The 15,074-nt window shown below is 57.5% G+C and carries 15 protein-coding genes and 1 pseudogene; 7 read left to right on the forward strand and 9 right to left on the reverse strand.

The window, feature by feature from the left end:
* Positions 1-29: 29 nt before the first annotated feature.
* Positions 30-1,139, reverse strand: a complete 1,110-nt coding sequence (locus AC5P57_RS00575) for a DUF3667 domain-containing protein (RefSeq protein WP_495219409.1) — start codon at positions 1,137-1,139, stop codon at positions 30-32.
* A gap of 1,206 nt (positions 1,140-2,345) precedes the next feature.
* Here AC5P57_RS00575 and AC5P57_RS00580 point away from each other — a divergent pair.
* Together AC5P57_RS00580 and AC5P57_RS00585 are read left to right on the forward strand one after the other, a co-directional pair.
* Positions 2,346-2,555 carry a hypothetical protein gene (locus tag AC5P57_RS00580; protein ID WP_080150763.1) on the forward strand — a complete coding sequence of 70 codons (210 nt, stop codon included), beginning with the start codon at positions 2,346-2,348 and terminating at the stop codon, positions 2,553-2,555.
* Positions 2,552-3,535, forward strand: a complete 984-nt coding sequence (locus tag AC5P57_RS00585) for a hypothetical protein (RefSeq protein WP_262235979.1) — start codon at positions 2,552-2,554, stop codon at positions 3,533-3,535. Before AC5P57_RS00580 ends, AC5P57_RS00585 begins: the two co-directional genes overlap by 4 nt.
* Positions 3,536-3,621: 86 nt before the next feature.
* On the opposite strand, the gene AC5P57_RS00590 is transcribed toward AC5P57_RS00585, so the two are convergent.
* The 5 genes and pseudogenes from AC5P57_RS00590 to AC5P57_RS00610 form a co-directional block, all read right to left on the reverse strand.
* The gene (locus AC5P57_RS00590) at positions 3,622-4,086 is read right to left on the reverse strand and encodes a DUF8426 domain-containing protein (RefSeq protein WP_080150767.1); all 465 of its coding nucleotides are present in this window, start codon (positions 4,084-4,086) and stop codon (positions 3,622-3,624) included.
* Between the two features lie 167 nt (positions 4,087-4,253).
* Positions 4,254-4,515, reverse strand: a pseudogene (locus AC5P57_RS00595) (hypothetical protein).
* Positions 4,516-4,527: 12 nt separating this feature from the next.
* Positions 4,528-4,989, reverse strand: a complete 462-nt coding sequence (locus AC5P57_RS00600) for a hypothetical protein (RefSeq protein WP_080150768.1) — start codon at positions 4,987-4,989, stop codon at positions 4,528-4,530.
* A gap of 7 nt (positions 4,990-4,996) precedes the next feature.
* Entirely contained in the window at positions 4,997-5,317 is a 321-nt protein-coding gene (locus AC5P57_RS00605; RefSeq protein WP_262235980.1) for a hypothetical protein, read from the reverse strand.
* Between the two features lie 29 nt (positions 5,318-5,346).
* Positions 5,347-6,096, reverse strand: coding sequence for a hypothetical protein (locus tag AC5P57_RS00610; RefSeq protein WP_262235981.1), 750 nt, complete (start codon positions 6,094-6,096; stop codon positions 5,347-5,349).
* A 112-nt stretch (positions 6,097-6,208) separates the two neighbouring features.
* Between AC5P57_RS00610 and AC5P57_RS00615 the strand changes: the two genes are divergently transcribed.
* The 3 genes from AC5P57_RS00615 (at position 6,209) to AC5P57_RS00625 (ending at position 10,399) form a co-directional block, all read left to right on the forward strand.
* Entirely contained in the window at positions 6,209-6,565 is a 357-nt protein-coding gene (locus tag AC5P57_RS00615; RefSeq protein WP_262235982.1) for a helix-turn-helix domain-containing protein, read from the forward strand.
* Positions 6,566-6,695: 130 nt separating this feature from the next.
* Entirely contained in the window at positions 6,696-8,549 is a 1,854-nt protein-coding gene (locus AC5P57_RS00620) for an ATP-dependent nuclease (RefSeq protein WP_262235983.1), read from the forward strand.
* Positions 8,546-10,399, forward strand: a complete 1,854-nt coding sequence (locus AC5P57_RS00625) for an ATP-dependent helicase (protein WP_080150774.1) — start codon at positions 8,546-8,548, stop codon at positions 10,397-10,399. Before AC5P57_RS00620 ends, AC5P57_RS00625 begins: the two co-directional genes overlap by 4 nt.
* A gap of 49 nt (positions 10,400-10,448) precedes the next feature.
* On the opposite strand, the gene AC5P57_RS00630 is transcribed toward AC5P57_RS00625, so the two are convergent.
* Both AC5P57_RS00630 and AC5P57_RS00635 read right to left on the reverse strand, forming a co-directional pair.
* Positions 10,449-11,840 (reverse strand): site-specific integrase, encoded by a 1,392-nt coding sequence (locus tag AC5P57_RS00630; RefSeq protein ID WP_495219410.1) that lies wholly within the window; start codon positions 11,838-11,840, stop codon positions 10,449-10,451.
* 359 nt (positions 11,841-12,199) lie between these two features.
* Complete coding sequence (locus AC5P57_RS00635) at positions 12,200-12,691, reverse strand: hypothetical protein (protein WP_262235985.1); 492 nt, start codon at positions 12,689-12,691, stop codon at positions 12,200-12,202.
* A gap of 92 nt (positions 12,692-12,783) precedes the next feature.
* Between AC5P57_RS00635 and AC5P57_RS00640 the strand changes: the two genes are divergently transcribed.
* Positions 12,784-13,272 carry a hypothetical protein gene (locus AC5P57_RS00640; RefSeq protein ID WP_262235986.1) on the forward strand — a complete coding sequence of 163 codons (489 nt, stop codon included), beginning with the start codon at positions 12,784-12,786 and terminating at the stop codon, positions 13,270-13,272.
* A gap of 188 nt (positions 13,273-13,460) precedes the next feature.
* Positions 13,461-13,943, forward strand: a complete 483-nt coding sequence (locus tag AC5P57_RS00645; RefSeq protein ID WP_495219411.1) for a hypothetical protein — start codon at positions 13,461-13,463, stop codon at positions 13,941-13,943.
* Here AC5P57_RS00645 and AC5P57_RS00650 read toward each other — a convergent pair.
* A complete protein-coding gene (locus AC5P57_RS00650) occupies positions 13,930-14,865 on the reverse strand; it encodes a hypothetical protein (RefSeq protein WP_262235988.1) in 936 nt (311 codons plus the stop codon). The genes AC5P57_RS00645 and AC5P57_RS00650 overlap by 14 nt on opposite strands.
* Between the last annotated feature and the right edge of the window lie 209 nt (positions 14,866-15,074).

Raw genomic sequence — 15,074 nt, forward strand, 5'->3', positions numbered from 1 at the left:
TCATGGGCCGGATGCCGTGCGTGCTTCGCTCAGGCCGAGATTCCCGCCAGCACCGCATACATCACCACGAAGCTGACCAGAAACAGGTAGACGCCGCCGATGGCCAGGTAGCGCAGCACGGTCAGCACCTTGTTGCCGCCGTAGACGCGCTGCTGCATCCACAGCAGGTAGACCGGGACCGCCAGCCACAGCAGTGCATACAGCCATTGGCTGACGGCGCCGAATGCGGGGGATGCGAGCGCGCTGCTGACGCCTGCGAGGAGGAAGGTTGCCAACAGCACCATCATCAGCCAGCAGTGGCTGTACAGCGCCACCACCAGGTGTTCCAGATAGCCCATCGGCCGCGGGATGTAGGCGATACGCAGCACCAGCGCGAACACCGGCATCAGGAAGAACAGGGCACCGGGCAATGCAGTCAGGATCGCCTGCATGTACAGATCGGTCTTGCCGCCCATGCGCTGGATGTTGGTGTTGCCGTTGTGCAGGCGCTTGTTGAGCCAGTTGTTGGCGAACGTCGGCCAGCCGGCAACCACGATGGGATTGGTGTCCGCATCCCAGGGCTTGCCGTTGACGGTGTGGTTGAAGAAGGTGCCGTGCTCCGTCGTGGCGGCCTCCTTGCCGGCACCGGTGAGCTCGGCTTTGCGCTGCGCGGCTGCGGCATTCACTGCAGCCCTGGCCATGGCGAAGCCGGCGTTGCCGGTGGCGGGTGAGTTGGCCTGCTGGCGATCGATCGTCGCGAGCTGTTCCACGCGCGCGGCTTCGACCTGCTCGACGGTTGTGGCCCTGGTGTACGCCGAACCGCTGCTGCCGCCCATGTGGATGTCGTCGACATGCACGAACAGCTTGCCGATGAAGAACGTAAACAGGGTGAGGATGACGAACAGCCGCAGGGGCTGTACGTATCCCACGCGACGCCCCTTGAGGTAGTTCAGTGCGATGCGGCCGGGAACCCAGAGATCGCGCAGCGTGCGGAAGATGCGCCCGTCCAGGTGCCAGAAGGATTCGAACACTTCCTCGATGGCGTGGCCCACATGCTTGAGCGGGTTGTGCGCCGATTGCCTGCAGCGATGGCAGTAGTGGCCATGCAGGACGGTGTCGCAGTTCTCGCAGGCGGCGTGCGCGCTGTCGGTCGAGCTCATGGGCAATGGGCCAGGCGTCGGATGAAGGCGCCTACGATAGCGAATTTTCAGGTTTCGTTCAGTTTTGTCCGGGGGTTCCACATCGGTTGTGGGAAGTCACCGAGCGCATCCACGCATGGCCTGGATCAAATGGACGTACCTGGGGCAGCAAGCCCGCCTGTTGCACAGCTGCGCTGACAGGGCCGGAGAGGGAAGGAGGCTGCTGAGTCGAGCCTGACCCCTTGAGTCGCCGGGCATTGGGATCAGGATTTGGGATTGCAGCGCTTACACTGGCGAGAGGGCAAAGGGGGGGCGAGATGATCATTCTCAGAACGAGTGAAGACACCATCCTTCAAGTTGTGACGCACCAGACATATGCGCTTACGGGCAGGCCGGCCAAGCTCTCCCCTGGTGATTGCATCCTGCTTTCGCTTGTTGGACGTCGCGAGGTTTCTTTCAGTATGGAGCTGGTGCGCGTTCGGTTGGATAGGAACAACGAGACCGACAAGATCTTTGGAAGGCACTGGCCCGTGATTCTCGACTGCAGGGATTGTTGGCCGCTGAAGACGCCTTTCGTGATGAGCGACCATGCGGTTTCGGGGCACAACTATGGCCCCGGAGGAACGAGCGTCTACGTCCAGCGCCAAGACCAGGAGGTCATCCGCGCAAAGGGCCTTCTGGGAACAATGTCGTGGGCGGAATACCTGGGGACGTAGCCTGACCCACCGCCGGCGAGGGGGGTATCGATGCACCCGATCCCGGCGCATCGGGTGGTCGTGCATCCGCGAATGTCGCGCATCTGGGGGAGCAAGTCCCTCTGTTGAGGGGCTGCCCAGACAGGGGCGGGGAGAGGCAGGCAAAGGGAGGGGCCCAAGGGTTGCGCAGCAACGTTTGGGGCGAAGCGCGCGCAGCGCACTTCGCGTCCCCAGCCAGATAACTGAAAAAGGCCGCCCCAAGGGGCAGCCTTTTTCAGTTATCTGGCGGAGAGAGGGGGATTGGATCGACTCGAACCTAACCCCTTGACCCTGCAACAGATCGCAAACCGGACATGTGTCCTGTGTTGTGTCCTGCCCATCATAGCCGTCCACTGGCCGGCATTGTGCAAGGGTGATAGCCGTCTACCAAGACAGCGGAGGCGCTGCCGTAAGGACTTTGGTTGCGATGTTCAGACCGTGAAGAGACTGAGAAGCTGAATGGGGCCCTCTTGCATTGGGCGTTGGAGGTCATATGATCAGCGACATGAAGCAATTCTTTAGCCAGTTCACCATCGCCAAGCGAGGGCAGAAGGACACCTTCTACGAGGTCAACCGTGACGGTGCCCTTGTGCTTAACCGTGATGGGCTTCTTAAGTCTGGCCGCATGAAGCGTCAGCTGGACGCCGCACGTGATCTTCGCGACCTCAAGGTTGCCAAGGAAAAGGGTTCGTCCTCCAAATGACGAGCTTGGCCCTGCTGGCCGTCCTCTTGGCGGCGGGCTGGTATTTTTATCGGCAGTGGCGATACACGCGATTTGAGGCACTCCACCATCCGGGGCACCCTCAGTATTTCGGCGCTGCTCTCTGCTCGGTTTACTTGTTCGGCATCAGCGCCGGGCTGCATGCGTTGGCGTTGCGGCATTCCACCTACAGCTTGTATCTAGGCAAGCTCCAGGGGATGTTGCCCCTTCAGATAAGTGATAAGCAGTCGGCTGAAGGGCTGACTCTGCATCTCGCGATCACTCTGTGGTGTCTACTCCTTGGGGCCGCGCTTCCAATCCTGCTGAATGTTCCGTTGGTCCGAACCCGATCACTCGCCCAGTTGATCGCCTCACGTCACGGCGCGATTGACGCCATCGAGAGCCTTGCTATCAAGTGCGAAGAGGATGGCACGCTGGTTGCGTTGACCCTAGACAACGGCAAGGTTTACGTCGGCCTGTTGGACGAGTTCACGGGCCCGAGAGTGGGTAAGGAGTGGGTGGGCATGACTCCTGTTGCGTCAGGCTACAGGGATGACAAAGGTAAGCTGGTCTTCACTACCTACTACGACATCAAGCTGCCGGATGACGCGACCATGGAGATATTTCAGGTCATAGTCTCGATGAAGCAAATCATCTCCGCGCAGGCCTTCGATCTGGAGCTCTACAAACAGTTCCAGCAGCCTGAGGCGCATACTCAAGCCGTGGCGGACAGGAAAGAGCTTGCTCCTCAGCGATCTTCCCTGGTTGTGGACAATACCCGGCACGCCTTCTATCTGGGACTGCCCATCCTCCTGCTTTTATCGCCTTACGTCGGATTGAAGTCCACCATTGGTGGACTGAGCATGGTCATTGCGGCAGGTCTGTCCTGCCTAGCAGCTGAGAAGCTACGACGACGGCAGGTGAAGCCTGGAGCGGACGTGAATTCCACTCCCCTGGAAACGGATGAAGTGCATTTCGTATAGCCAGCTCCAGAGCGCGATTCCACGAAGCAATGGATGGCAAGCGCAGAGCCGCGGCTCCAATGCTGCCCGGCGACGCCTACACGGTTTTATTCGCCTAACTTAGCGAGCCATTTGGAAATGAGTTGGTGAGAAGCACTGTCCGTATCCCTCAGAATGGAGATGGTATCGGTCATGGTGGTCTTCTCCCACTTTGCGGGATGGGTGACGATATCCGCGTAGTAGCCCAGCACTTCCACCTTTCGGAAGTGGCGGAACCACACACCCAATTCTGCTTCCGGAGCTCTGATGTAGTTATATGGCCCGGTGACCCGGGCCAATGCGCACGGATAATGGTGGGCGACGACTAAGATGATGTCGCCTACCTCCATGCAGTGCGCGAAATCCCAGTAGTCTCGCTGGCTCTGGTCGATGTCTTGTTGCTTCACATCCGTCAGATCGCCTGGTGGATCCGCAAAGTCCAATCCCACGTATCCCAAGCCGAGTGACCGGGTGGTATGGGCGACTGCTCGGGTGCTGTCCGAAGGGTGCAACTGCATGCGCCAGAACGTCATACAAAAATCCCTTTTCTAGGATGTGTGGTGAGAAAGACGGCTTAGTCGGCCTTCGCCTAATCCTACTGGGGGATCCAGCCCCGTGCGAGGCAAATTTTGGGCTAGATGGTTGCTTGGTCCAACGAAGATTCTCGGACGGCCTTGTGTGCCTGGTAAGGCGAATCAAATCAAGGTTGGTAAATCATCGGCTTTGAATGTCGAACGAGGAGCATCGGCAACCCGCTCAGCATGGCAAATGCCCCCAGTGCGCCCATCAGGCTGAGCACCGTCAGAGCCATCACTGCTACCACGCAAATCCCTTGTCTCGCGCCTGCGCCACACGGGCCTCGGCCGGATGCCGCAGTGCCGCGGTGCCGCCTTCCGGCTTGCGCGTCGGGCCATGAGCGGCCCGACGACGAATCCGAAAGGTCCTGGGAAGGGCTGGCGCAGGTTGACGAGGGTCTACCTCAATGCCGTTGACCGGACCAGGCCATAGACGGCCCCGCCCAAGACAGGCACCACCACGTGTGCTGGCACAAGCGCCAGGACGAGCAGGCTGAAGATCGCTCGGCTTTGCTCAGGATGTGGCAGCAGGTCGGCAAAACCCATCCCCAGGAAAACTGTGATGTGGGCAGCCACCACGATCGTCCAGGTCACGAAGAAGCCTTTCCAGAACCCACCCCGCTTGGGCGAGGGAGGGGCGTACGGTTGCCGCTCGGTTTCTTCCTGGCGTCGGTAGGCCCGGGCGTTGATCCAGTAGAGAAACCCCAACACGGCCCAGGTGGCCAAGCCGCCCGCGATGGCGAGCCAGCCCAACGGGGCGCCCTGCTGCAGGGCCTCAACGCCGCCGGCGACAAAGAGCAGGCCGGCGCCTCCCAGCAAGACCGTCGCGCAACCGACATGGGCGTAAGAACGCGTGGTCATGGCGGCTTCAGAGCTTGTGGGCGGCCCATTCGCCGGAGGCCTTTGAGAACCGCACCGGCTGAACGAACGGCCGAGCCTGGGCGACGCCGCCAATGTCGAGGACGACCGAGCCGCCCACGTCGCAGATCACCCCGTCGGCCGTTTCCGATTTCCTGCAGCCGCTCAGGCTGAAGTCCCGATACTCCTTTACCCAAACTTGGCTTCCCAGCACCCTTTCAAACTCGGCGGTGAGGGCCTTTTGAGCCTGGCCGTCGGACGGTTTGCGGCCACAGGCCGTCAGCGCCAGAACGGCGGTCAAGCTGAAAGCGATGGTCTTGATCGAATTCATCGAGTTCTCTTCCTGGTTGAGGTGGTGTCTTACTTGTCGCGGTTGCCGGTCGGATCAAAGCCGGCAATCCACATGCGGGTATCGCGGAAGGGCGTGAGCATTCCCGAGGGGCCGGGATACAGGTCATCAGCTCGCAAGAAGCCGGACACCCAAGCGGCGCTCAAGGCCACTTTTCGGGCTTGCCACGCCACACCGTCGCGGGTCGTGCGCACGTTGAAAGGCTCGCGGGGCGGGGTAGGGCCAGTGGTCCGATCGTCGCCCGTGTTCGGCTTTCCAGCGCGAACTCTCAGGCCCACCATCAGGTCGGTGGTGGCCTTGGCTCGGGCGTTGCTGTTGAGCTCCGCTTGCTCCCCGAGGTCGTCGGTAATGGTCAACGGGGCATCCGCGCACGCTTGGAAGGTCTCGGCGGTGGAGGCGGTGGCGCCGGTCCAGATCCGGGCTTCCACGGTCCAGCAAGGCAGGGAAGCGCCCCATTCTTTGTAGGTCAGCGCGACCCGCGGCCAATCCAGACGGCCCTGCTTGGCACTCTGGTGGTTCTCATTCTTGAATAGACCGTTGATGCGGCCAGCACCACTGATCGGCGTGTAGAGCGGGCCAGTGGCCGACGCGGAGCCGGTTGCCGGCTTGGCCCCAAGTGCTTGCTGGCCAGCGTCTTTCAGGCTCTTCCCCAACTGCCGGAAAAAGCCGGGCTTCGGTTCAGCGGGTTGTTGGGCCAGGGCGGGGAAGCTGGCGATGGCCAGTGCGAGGAGCGCGACGGCTCCCTGTCGTGCGTGCTGCATGGGTAAGCCCCTGTAGACCACCGGTGTGGTGGCATTTACGATAATCGCAGATGTGCATTCCGGTTCCAACCGTCAGACTTGGAGGGAGTTCAGCTGTGGTGCAAGATTCCGGATGCCCCAACCCAAGACGCCCGCTACGGTCTATGGCAAGCGCCTGCGCAGTGCGCGGGTGGCAAAGGGCTGGACACAAGCCCAGCTCGCCGAGCGCATTGGGATGGTCGACTCCGTTTCGGGAGCGACGAGGGTGAGTCGCTACGAGACCGGAACACATGATCCGGATCCGGCTACCGCGGAGGCGCTAGCGGAAGCCCTAGGTCTGCCCGTGGCTTATTTCCATGCCACGTCAGACGTGTTGGCTGAGATCATCCTTGTGGTTTCCCAGCTGCCGGCGTCAAAGCAGAGGGCGGCGCTACAGCGAATACGGGAGCTCAGCCCCAAAAAGAAGGAAGGAATGACTCAATGGGACTGATCTCCCCAAGAACATCCTTTGTCGACCTTGTTTATCTCGTCGCCAGTTAAACAACCATAGCCATGGCTGCCAAGCGCGCATGTTCTGCTGCGCGGCAGTTGGTCCCTTCTAACTCAGGTTCAAGAACCCGATGACCATCTACGGCAAAGATAGCGGAATAGCAGCCACCGTTGTAAGAGTGAACAACTTTCGTTCACTGGCGAATATTGAAGTTGAGCTCGAGGACCTGACAGTCCTCATTGGCGCGAACAACGCCGGAAAGACCAGTTTTCTAGACGCAATGTTCGCCGCTGTTGGTGCGGGCCGCAAAACACTAAGCGTTGATGATGTGCGACTCGAGCCACACGAGGCCACCGCTCCTAAGGACAGGGGGATCGTCATCGATGTCCTACTCAAACCAGTGGACGATGAGGGCAAGCTGCTTGACCAGTATCCGGCAGGAAGCTTCTGGACTGCACTTTGGGGCACTGGCGGAATTGCTACCGATGAAGAATTCAACGAGTTCACTCCAATCCGCACGACGCTAAAGTGGAGCGATGTGAGGGGCGAATATGTCATCGAGCGGCGATTCCTAAAGGAGTGGCGCGCGTTCTCAGACTGGCTTCCCACCCCCGTGCATGAAAGGCCGGTCACTGCGGCACAGATGGAGCCTCTGGCACTTCATTACGTGGATGCTAAGCGTGACCTGGACGACGATCTAAGAAGGCAAGGTTCCTTCTGGCGGCGGTTGACCGAAGACCTTGGTCTGAGCGCGCCCGATATCGCAGCGATGGAGGCTACTCTTTCTGGGATCAATCAGGAAATTGTCAACAAAAGCGAGATTCTGAAGCATCTCAAAGCCAATCTCTCTGGCCTTCAGAGTGTTGTCTCAGCGGACAGCGGCAGCGTTGAGATTGCGCCCGTCGCCCGGAAGCTCCGTGACCTTTCGAAGGGTGTGGATGTTTCATTTGGGACCAATGGCGCCCAGTCGTTCCCCTTGTCGCGACACGGCATGGGCACGCGGAGTCTTGCCTCTCTACTTGTCTTCCGAGCGTATGCATCCTGGCGGCACAAAAAAGCCACTAGCGGCGGAGATCGCGTTCACTCAATTCTGGGGCTGGAGGAGCCAGAGTCGCACCTCCACCCACAAGCGCAAAGATCTCTGTTTGGTCACATCAAGCAGATCCCCGGACAACGGATCGTAAGCACGCACTCTCCGTATCTTGCAGGCCAGGCTCAGCTCGGAGAGCTCCGGCTATTCATCAAGAAGGGTGGCGACACGGTCGTCACTAAAATTGATGTTGCTGCGTTGAAGGATGCGAATGACGTCCGGAAGTTGCAGGAGACCGTGATTGATACGCGCGGAGATATCTTGTTCTCTCGGGCGGTGGTCCTTTTTGAAGGGCAAACCGAAGAGCAGGCGCTACCCATTTGGGCGCAAGAATACTGGGGGACTTCAATTCATGAACTCGGATTCTGTTTCGTTCGCACAAATGGCACCGACTACTTCCCCTTCATCTGGCTTGCCAAGGCGCTAGGCATCCCTTGGTATGTGTTTGCTGATGGAGAGCCTCAGCCAGTCAAAGAGTTGGAAGCCGCTCTAAAGAAGGCTGGTGAGGTCGACTCGTCCAAGCATCCGAACGTTGTAGTGCATCCTCCGGGGAAGAACTTTGAGTCCCAGCTAGTGGAGGAGGGCTATCTCGGTGAGATTGAGCTGGCTCTCGATGCGATGAGTGGCGTCAAGGGCTATCTGGATGAATACATCAAGGATAAGCACGGCCAAAAGGCAAGAGGTGGGGTGCTCCGTGACTACATCTCGCCCGGCGGGCGTGACCGTGCCGCATTCGATGCTTTGTCCGGCGCCAAAACCAGCGTTTCAAAGCACTTAGGTCACGTCATTACGGCACATAAGGATCCTGGACGCCGTTTCCCATTGACCATCAAGAAGATCTTTGAAGTTGTCAGTGCTGCACACGGACTGAAGAAGGCGGAGCCATCGAAATGAATAGCAATAGTCACTTCAAAACACGGCTCTCGGCCGAGCAGCTCGAAATTGTTGAGCATGTGGACGGCGCTCTTCTAGTAGTGGCTGGTCCTGGCTCTGGCAAGACCCGTGTGCTGACGGAGCGAATCAGGAATCTGTTAGTCAACGTCCCCGGTCATTTCAGGATTCTGGCGCTAACGTTCACGAATAAAGCCGCTGACGAGATGAAGGAGCGTTTGCAGGACCTTGGGTCAGAGCGAGATCGCGCCTTCATCGGCACTCTCCACGGCTTCTGCTTGGAAGTGCTAACGGAGCGCGGGAAGCTTGTTGGGGTAGAGGACTCGCCTAACATCTTCGAGCAGGCAAAGGATAGAAGGGACGTCCTGCTCCGCGCCATTGATGAAGATCCTGTTCTTCAGGCGGAGATCGATACTCTTGCTGACTCTAAAGAGCGTGGCAAGAAGGTTGATCAGTGGCTAGGCTGGATTTCTTATGTGAAGTCCCATCCAATCACTTGTGCTGTGATTGAGGATGAGTTTGCCAAAAGAGTTTTTGATGCCTACGAGGCTGGCATGCGGGCCAGCAATGCATATGATTTCGACGATCTGCTTCTGCTGGTTTACAGGCTGCTGGTAGAGAACACGAAGCTGGCTGAGCTTTACAGGAAGCTCTATAGGTTCGTATGCATCGACGAGGCTCAAGACATGAATGAGGCGCAGTATGCCGTGATTTGCGCCTTGTGTTCGGATGGGTTCCGGAACTTGATGATGGTGGGAGATCCGCGTCAATCGATCTACGGGTTCAATACGTCTGGTCCCGAATACATGGAGCGTTTTGGCCGCGACTTCGAGGCGAAGAGAGTGCAGCTGACTGCCAACTATCGCTCTTCGAGGGCAGTGGTGAGGCTCGCGCAACAGCTCGACCCAAACTATATGGTCGCCATGCAGCTTCCCATCGAGGGTAGGGCTACAGTCCTTGTCGGTGACGACGAGCAAGCAGAGGCGCGTCTCATTGCGGATGAGCTCGAGAGGCTGTTTCAGCAAGGTGATCGCGATGTTGAAGGTGGCGTCGACCCCTCCAAATGCGCGATCTTGGGTCGCACCCGATTTGCTCTGTTGGCGATCGAAACAGAGCTTAAGGAGCGGGGGATAGCGCACTACAAGCGATTGTCCGCCAACCATGAGAATGAGTCGGATTTGGTGGAAGATTTCCAGCTTGGGTTGCGCGTGCTAGCCAACCCCAAAGACCGTCTGCATGCGGCCGCACTCGCAAAGAGATGGGGTTCTTTGGGTGTTCCTTCGCCTCCGGGAGATGCCGTGGAGACAATTAGATCGATGGCTAACGCATCCCCTAATTCTGGCGCACGCGCAGTTGTCGAGGCGCTTGCCCTCATCGCGGCAAATCCGGTGCGCTTGGATCTCATGCCTGCGCTGAAGCGGCTCGAGCAATATGCTGACGGACTTGATGAAGGTGGGAGACAGGCTATTTACGAGGATGTGGCGGTCTTTAGGCAGGAGTGGGATCAGTATTTGCGGACAAGTAGCGGACCAAAGGCGCTAAGTAGTTTTCTGAGTAGTAAGGCGCTTGGTGTCACGCAGAAATCGGTGCGGGACGGCGTTGCGTTGCTGACAGTTCACTCGGCGAAGGGCTTGGAGTTCGACGTCGTCTTTCTGGCGGGCATGGCTGAGGGAACATTCCCCGACTGGAGGGCATCACAGCCGAGGGAAGCCGCTGAGGAGCTTCGAAATGCTTTTGTCGCAGTCACTCGCTCTAAGCGGCTTTTGTATTTGAGCTACCCGGCAACGAGAGTGATGCCGTGGGGTGACAAGAAGCGACAAGCTCGCTCCCGGTTCCTGGCAAGCCTTCAGTAAATGAAGCATGGTGCGCGCCCACGGCCGTGCACCATGTGGAGTTGTGGCATTATGGGTAGAACTTGCTGGGGTCGGAGAGCTGAGCTGCGAACTGACCTCGCTCATACTTAGGCAGTTCAACGCTAGGCTGGTAACGCTTGATGGTGCGAACCTTCTTCTTTTGAGCCAACGCCGGTTTTTTGTGGAAGTAGGCCTCGTGCAAGACAGCGACACGCTTGTTGGGTGAGTGCCCGGTGATCAGTGCGATGACCTCTTCCGGGATGTCCTGGTGATGAAGTTCTGTGGCGATGGTGTGGCGGAATGCATGAAACCCAACACCCTTTCTGAAGCCCAGACGCTTCATGTAGGTGCTGAACTGGTTGAGTGCCGCTTGGCTGTAGCGAGCGTTTGAGTCGCCCGTTTTGCGGTTGACGCCCGCCGAGAGGTGAGGGAAAAGCCTGGGATGGCCGCACTCCCGAATGTCCTCCACGAAGTCCAAGAAGCCAGCGTCGATGAGCTGCTGTGCGATGGGCACATCTCGAATGGCGGACTTGCCTTTCAAGCGTTGTCGGCTTCTCCCTCGGTTCTTATGCGCTAGGTCTGGATCGATCGTGACTCGAATGCGGAGCCACCACATGCCCGCCTCCTGAACGATGTCCGCAACCTTCAATTGCGCGACTTCGTTGATGCGTGCTCCCGTGTAGAGTCCGATCATGGGCATCCACCAGCGATGGGGATGGCTCTTTGCCCATGGAACAAAGGTCTCCGGTGCGAAGATTTTCTGCAGGTCTGATTCGTCGAACAGGCGCTCTGCCTTGTCTGCGTCTTCGGCCAAGTCGTCCTTGAACTTCTTGAAGGGCGCCATGGGGGAGGCGGGAATCGCGTTGGCTTCGACTAGGCCTTTGAAAAAGGTGGAAAGGAAGCGGCGATGCTTCTCAAGCGTCTTGGGCGCCAGCGGAGGAACGGCCAGTTCCTTGCCCAGCGCGACTGCCTGGTCATACGTGTAGCCGCGATACTTGGGGTCAGAGAGAAGCAGCGGCGGAGCCCACCGCAGCAATTCCCAGAGGCGATAGATATGGGCATGGTCGATGCGGGAGACGGGGATGTCGCCACACGCCATCTTAAGCAAGGTGAGCGTGCGGAAGGTGGAGCCTGTCGTGTCCTTCGCCAAGCCTCGGTCATCGCGGGACCTAACGTAATCCGCTATCTCCACTGAAAGAAGACGAGGGGCGGATGCGACAGGCAGCGGGACAGGGTATTGGGTGCAGCCATTGGCCCGGCGGCTGCGACGTTGGCGGTCGTCGGCCCGGTCAAGCATTTCTTGAGCGTGGATGGCAGCCTCTCGGCCGGTGATGTTCAATTCCTCGATGCGAAGATTGCCTACCTGGATGCCCCTGAGCTGGAGAGTGCCCATGGGGTGGAGCAGGTATTGGTGGAGGTGTCCTAAAGCGGGGGAGGGCATTGCTTGGCTTCCATCGGAACGATGGAAGTACCAATAGAACAGGTCCAAAAATGGTCAATACAAAATCGGGATAAATCTGAACGCCGTAAGTGTTTCGCAACGCCACGACCAGCTCAAGGAAGTGTCACATTTGTACCGGGCTGGTTTGCGCTACCATAATTAGTAAAAACAATGAGTTGGCGATTGGTCCATCCAAAAACTCAAGAGTCATTTTGGTACTGTTTAATGAGATTAAGCTAACAAAGTCTTGCTGTAAAGATGAACGGCAGATAAATGGATGCTTTTTCTTGTTAGCTTGAGTGATGAGAGGGCTGCTCAATCCGAAAGAATCTAGTGATTAAGCGTGAGGAAGTCGGCCATCATCTCTTCAAGTTTTGCGATGTCGCGATGTCGCGATGTAGCTCCTTGCGGATGCGGGAGGCATCGGCACCTGCTTTACGGCGCTCCTCCCGTTCGATGTCCGTAGTGGGGTGCGGCAAGTCATGAATGACATTGTTAGCTTCCCATAAATCCACCAGCGGCACGTAGATATGATCCCACACGAAATCGTGGACGGGTTTGCCAAATAGCCACCTTAGCTCCTTGAGACTGTTGGCAACCCATTGTTCAGCGTTCTCCTTCGGACGAGCATTGAAGGCGTATTGAGCACTCTCGCGCAGAGCTTCGTATGCCTTCAGTCTACGATCAAAGAGTTCGTGCTTGAGCTTGTTCCTCGCCGTTTCCGCCTGTTGCTGTGCGGTGCGCCATTGGCGGTATGCAATGTAGCCAACCGCGCACGCCACGGCCAGTTGGCCCAACCCTGTGAGCAGCTTGATCGCCAGGTCAGCACTCTCCAAGTTCATATCGACCATTATTGTATGCATCCATTGTTGGCAGGCTCTGAGGATCTTGTTAAGGTTCTTCCGCGCGGGCGGGGCCGCGCTGAAAATCAGGGAACGAGTTGATGGACTACAGCAAAGTTGACTTTCGCGAAGTTTCGGTGGAGCACGTTTATCGTTGTGCTGCCGATGATCTCTATCAGGCTGCACACAAGGTAAGGGGTGAGGCTCATCTGAAACTTCAGAATACGCCTTCAAATGTTGTTTCCGAGGTGTTTGAAGGCCAAGTGGCGGAGGCGGCGTTCGATGAAATGCGGAGCGTCAGAAGTGCCTACATGATGCTATACGCCTGTGAAAACCAGTTGCGGAGCAACGTTCCCTGGGCGAGCGCTACAGGCAATGGGGCTTTTCAGTGGTCAACGGCCGGGCGGGAGATCGTGGTGGCCATAAAGGCGATTCAAAGTGCTTACTCCAAGCTTCTAGACGCAGCCATGTTTCTTTCAGGTAGCGAAGGGGAGGATCGGGAAAGGTATTTGAGCCTCGTCGCAAGTCCAAACGATCCCATTGAGGAAGAGATGGTGAAGGCTCTGCTTGTGTTGAAGGACAATCCATAGGTCAGTCAGCAACCTCCTGTGCCAGCTTACTGGTCCACATTGATTCGTGTCGAGTTTGCCGTGCCAAGTGTTCCCTTGGAGATGGGCCCATCACCTTTTCTAACTCGGATATGCGTCGCTTTTTTTTTGGGGGGGGGGAGCATTCAGGGTGTCTCTGGGGGCTTGACGGAGCTGGAAGCTTGCCTAGCATGCCGTTTTTGTTGGGGATGCAAACGGTGATGGTCGAATCAGCTATCTACAACGAAGAGCGCTTTTGGACGGAGGCGTTCAAGATCGGGCTCGTGAAGTTCGATGTCACCACTGCGCTTAGGAAAGCAGAGGCGGCACTTCAGCTGCACAGGTTTATGTGGATTAAGGACAAAGAGGGGATGCATGTCTCCTTTGCTGCATCGAAGGCTGGTCATGAAGAGCACTGGAACACTTGCGGATTTGGAGCTGAAAACACCGATGCTCTCCTGTTTCGCAGGATGTCAGCTAGGGATGTATGGTCCGCTGCCTTCGCTAGGGAATGGGCTGAAAGTTCATCGCTCGTGTCTGCAGCGACGCAGGCTGACAGTGCCTTGGATGGCTATGCGAAGAAGACAGGGGTTATGGTTTCGATTCTATGTGCTGACGGTAATGCTGCCAGCAAAGCGGAATGGCGCTCTGCATGGGACCTCATGGACCATTGACGCCAAACCTAGACTTGGGCGGGGTCACAGTGAGCTGAGGATGCCGGGTTACGTCAGGCTTGAGGCCTGGGGTGGGCGTCAAGCGATGCTCTCGGTAAGCGGCTATTACATTCATTAGCTCAGCGGTGTTGGTTATATGCCTGATGAAGCCTTGGCTTCCGATTAACATCATCTTCAGATCTTCTTCAAGAACGTCTTTGTTGCAGCCGTCTGACGCCTTTTCAGTGCATAGGAAGTTGACGTAGGTTTGAAGTTCGTCCACTTCAAGGCCTAACTCCAGCAAACCGTTAAATGGCACAGATGTAGCGGCTGGCTGCTTGTGGCAGAAACGAGCTGTGCCGGATTCGGAAAACAAATCCGCGAGGGATAGCGGCCAGCGAGGGATAAAAATGGATCCATTTGTTACCCCGACTGTTAGCGACTTTAAAAGGATTGAGGCGTGCCGTGAACTCGGGCGACCTGAGTAGCAAGAGCCAGGACGTTTAAGGGTTGCTCCGGCTGGCAGGGCTTTCAATGCTGTTAGAAGATAAGGCTGCAGAAAAAGCTGATCTAAGTGACTCTGAGCACCTTGTGTCTCCCCCCAGTAGGCAAAGAAGTGCCCCCTGACGCTTTGCCCCAGCTTTTCCCTTGTGTCGTCTGGCCCGTTATTCCTCTCGTCGATTGCTGCCAAGTCCATAAGTTTCTTGTAGGCCCGCTTCGGGCCTTTGCTTCCAGCCCACTCGCTTTGGCAGAGAGATTGATCCGGTTTGATCTCCAGTAGGGCGAATTTCTCGCCAACTTGATGAACGCCATCGCCCATCTTGGATTCCGCATTTCCATCCAAGGAAATATTTATCGCAGGAATCTGCGCCCCGGGATTAGCTTGAAGCCACTGCGCGTCGCGCAGTGCTAAAACCACGCCCACTTCCCAGTGGTTCTGCATGTCAGTAATGTCCTTTGGGGATGAAGGTCTCTGTTCAGTCTACGTGTGGTCTACGTGTCACGGTGTCTAAGAGGTCTAAGGGCCGGAGATTGCGGAGGCGTGTCGGCGGCGAGGCGGTATATGGGGGGTAGGCACTAATGCGAAAACTTGGCCGCCGCGGTCAGCTCCGCTTTTGCGGATCGATATGCGTCATTGCTCAACAGTAGCGC

Source organism: Stenotrophomonas sp. YJH_SMC_79 (assembly GCF_059367995.1).

What these genes read in the sequence shown, in the direction of transcription:
- AC5P57_RS00575 (WP_495219409.1), bottom strand. Translation starts at nt 1,139, where the DNA reads ATGAGCTCGACCGACAGCGCGCACGCCGCCTGCGAGAACTGCGACACC.
- AC5P57_RS00580 (WP_080150763.1), top strand. Translation starts at nt 2,346, where the DNA reads ATGATCAGCGACATGAAGCAATTCTTTAGCCAGTTCACCATCGCCAAG.
- AC5P57_RS00585 (WP_262235979.1), top strand. Translation starts at nt 2,552, where the DNA reads ATGACGAGCTTGGCCCTGCTGGCCGTCCTCTTGGCGGCGGGCTGGTAT.
- AC5P57_RS00590 (WP_080150767.1), bottom strand. Translation starts at nt 4,086, where the DNA reads ATGACGTTCTGGCGCATGCAGTTGCACCCTTCGGACAGCACCCGAGCA.
- AC5P57_RS00600 (WP_080150768.1), bottom strand. Translation starts at nt 4,989, where the DNA reads ATGACCACGCGTTCTTACGCCCATGTCGGTTGCGCGACGGTCTTGCTG.
- AC5P57_RS00605 (WP_262235980.1), bottom strand. Translation starts at nt 5,317, where the DNA reads ATGAATTCGATCAAGACCATCGCTTTCAGCTTGACCGCCGTTCTGGCG.
- AC5P57_RS00610 (WP_262235981.1), bottom strand. Translation starts at nt 6,096, where the DNA reads ATGCAGCACGCACGACAGGGAGCCGTCGCGCTCCTCGCACTGGCCATC.
- AC5P57_RS00615 (WP_262235982.1), top strand. Translation starts at nt 6,209, where the DNA reads ATGCCCCAACCCAAGACGCCCGCTACGGTCTATGGCAAGCGCCTGCGC.
- AC5P57_RS00620 (WP_262235983.1), top strand. Translation starts at nt 6,696, where the DNA reads ATGACCATCTACGGCAAAGATAGCGGAATAGCAGCCACCGTTGTAAGA.
- AC5P57_RS00625 (WP_080150774.1), top strand. Translation starts at nt 8,546, where the DNA reads ATGAATAGCAATAGTCACTTCAAAACACGGCTCTCGGCCGAGCAGCTC.
- AC5P57_RS00630 (WP_495219410.1), bottom strand. Translation starts at nt 11,840, where the DNA reads ATGCCCTCCCCCGCTTTAGGACACCTCCACCAATACCTGCTCCACCCC.
- AC5P57_RS00635 (WP_262235985.1), bottom strand. Translation starts at nt 12,691, where the DNA reads ATGGTCGATATGAACTTGGAGAGTGCTGACCTGGCGATCAAGCTGCTC.
- AC5P57_RS00640 (WP_262235986.1), top strand. Translation starts at nt 12,784, where the DNA reads ATGGACTACAGCAAAGTTGACTTTCGCGAAGTTTCGGTGGAGCACGTT.
- AC5P57_RS00645 (WP_495219411.1), top strand. Translation starts at nt 13,461, where the DNA reads ATGCCGTTTTTGTTGGGGATGCAAACGGTGATGGTCGAATCAGCTATC.
- AC5P57_RS00650 (WP_262235988.1), bottom strand. Translation starts at nt 14,865, where the DNA reads ATGCAGAACCACTGGGAAGTGGGCGTGGTTTTAGCACTGCGCGACGCG.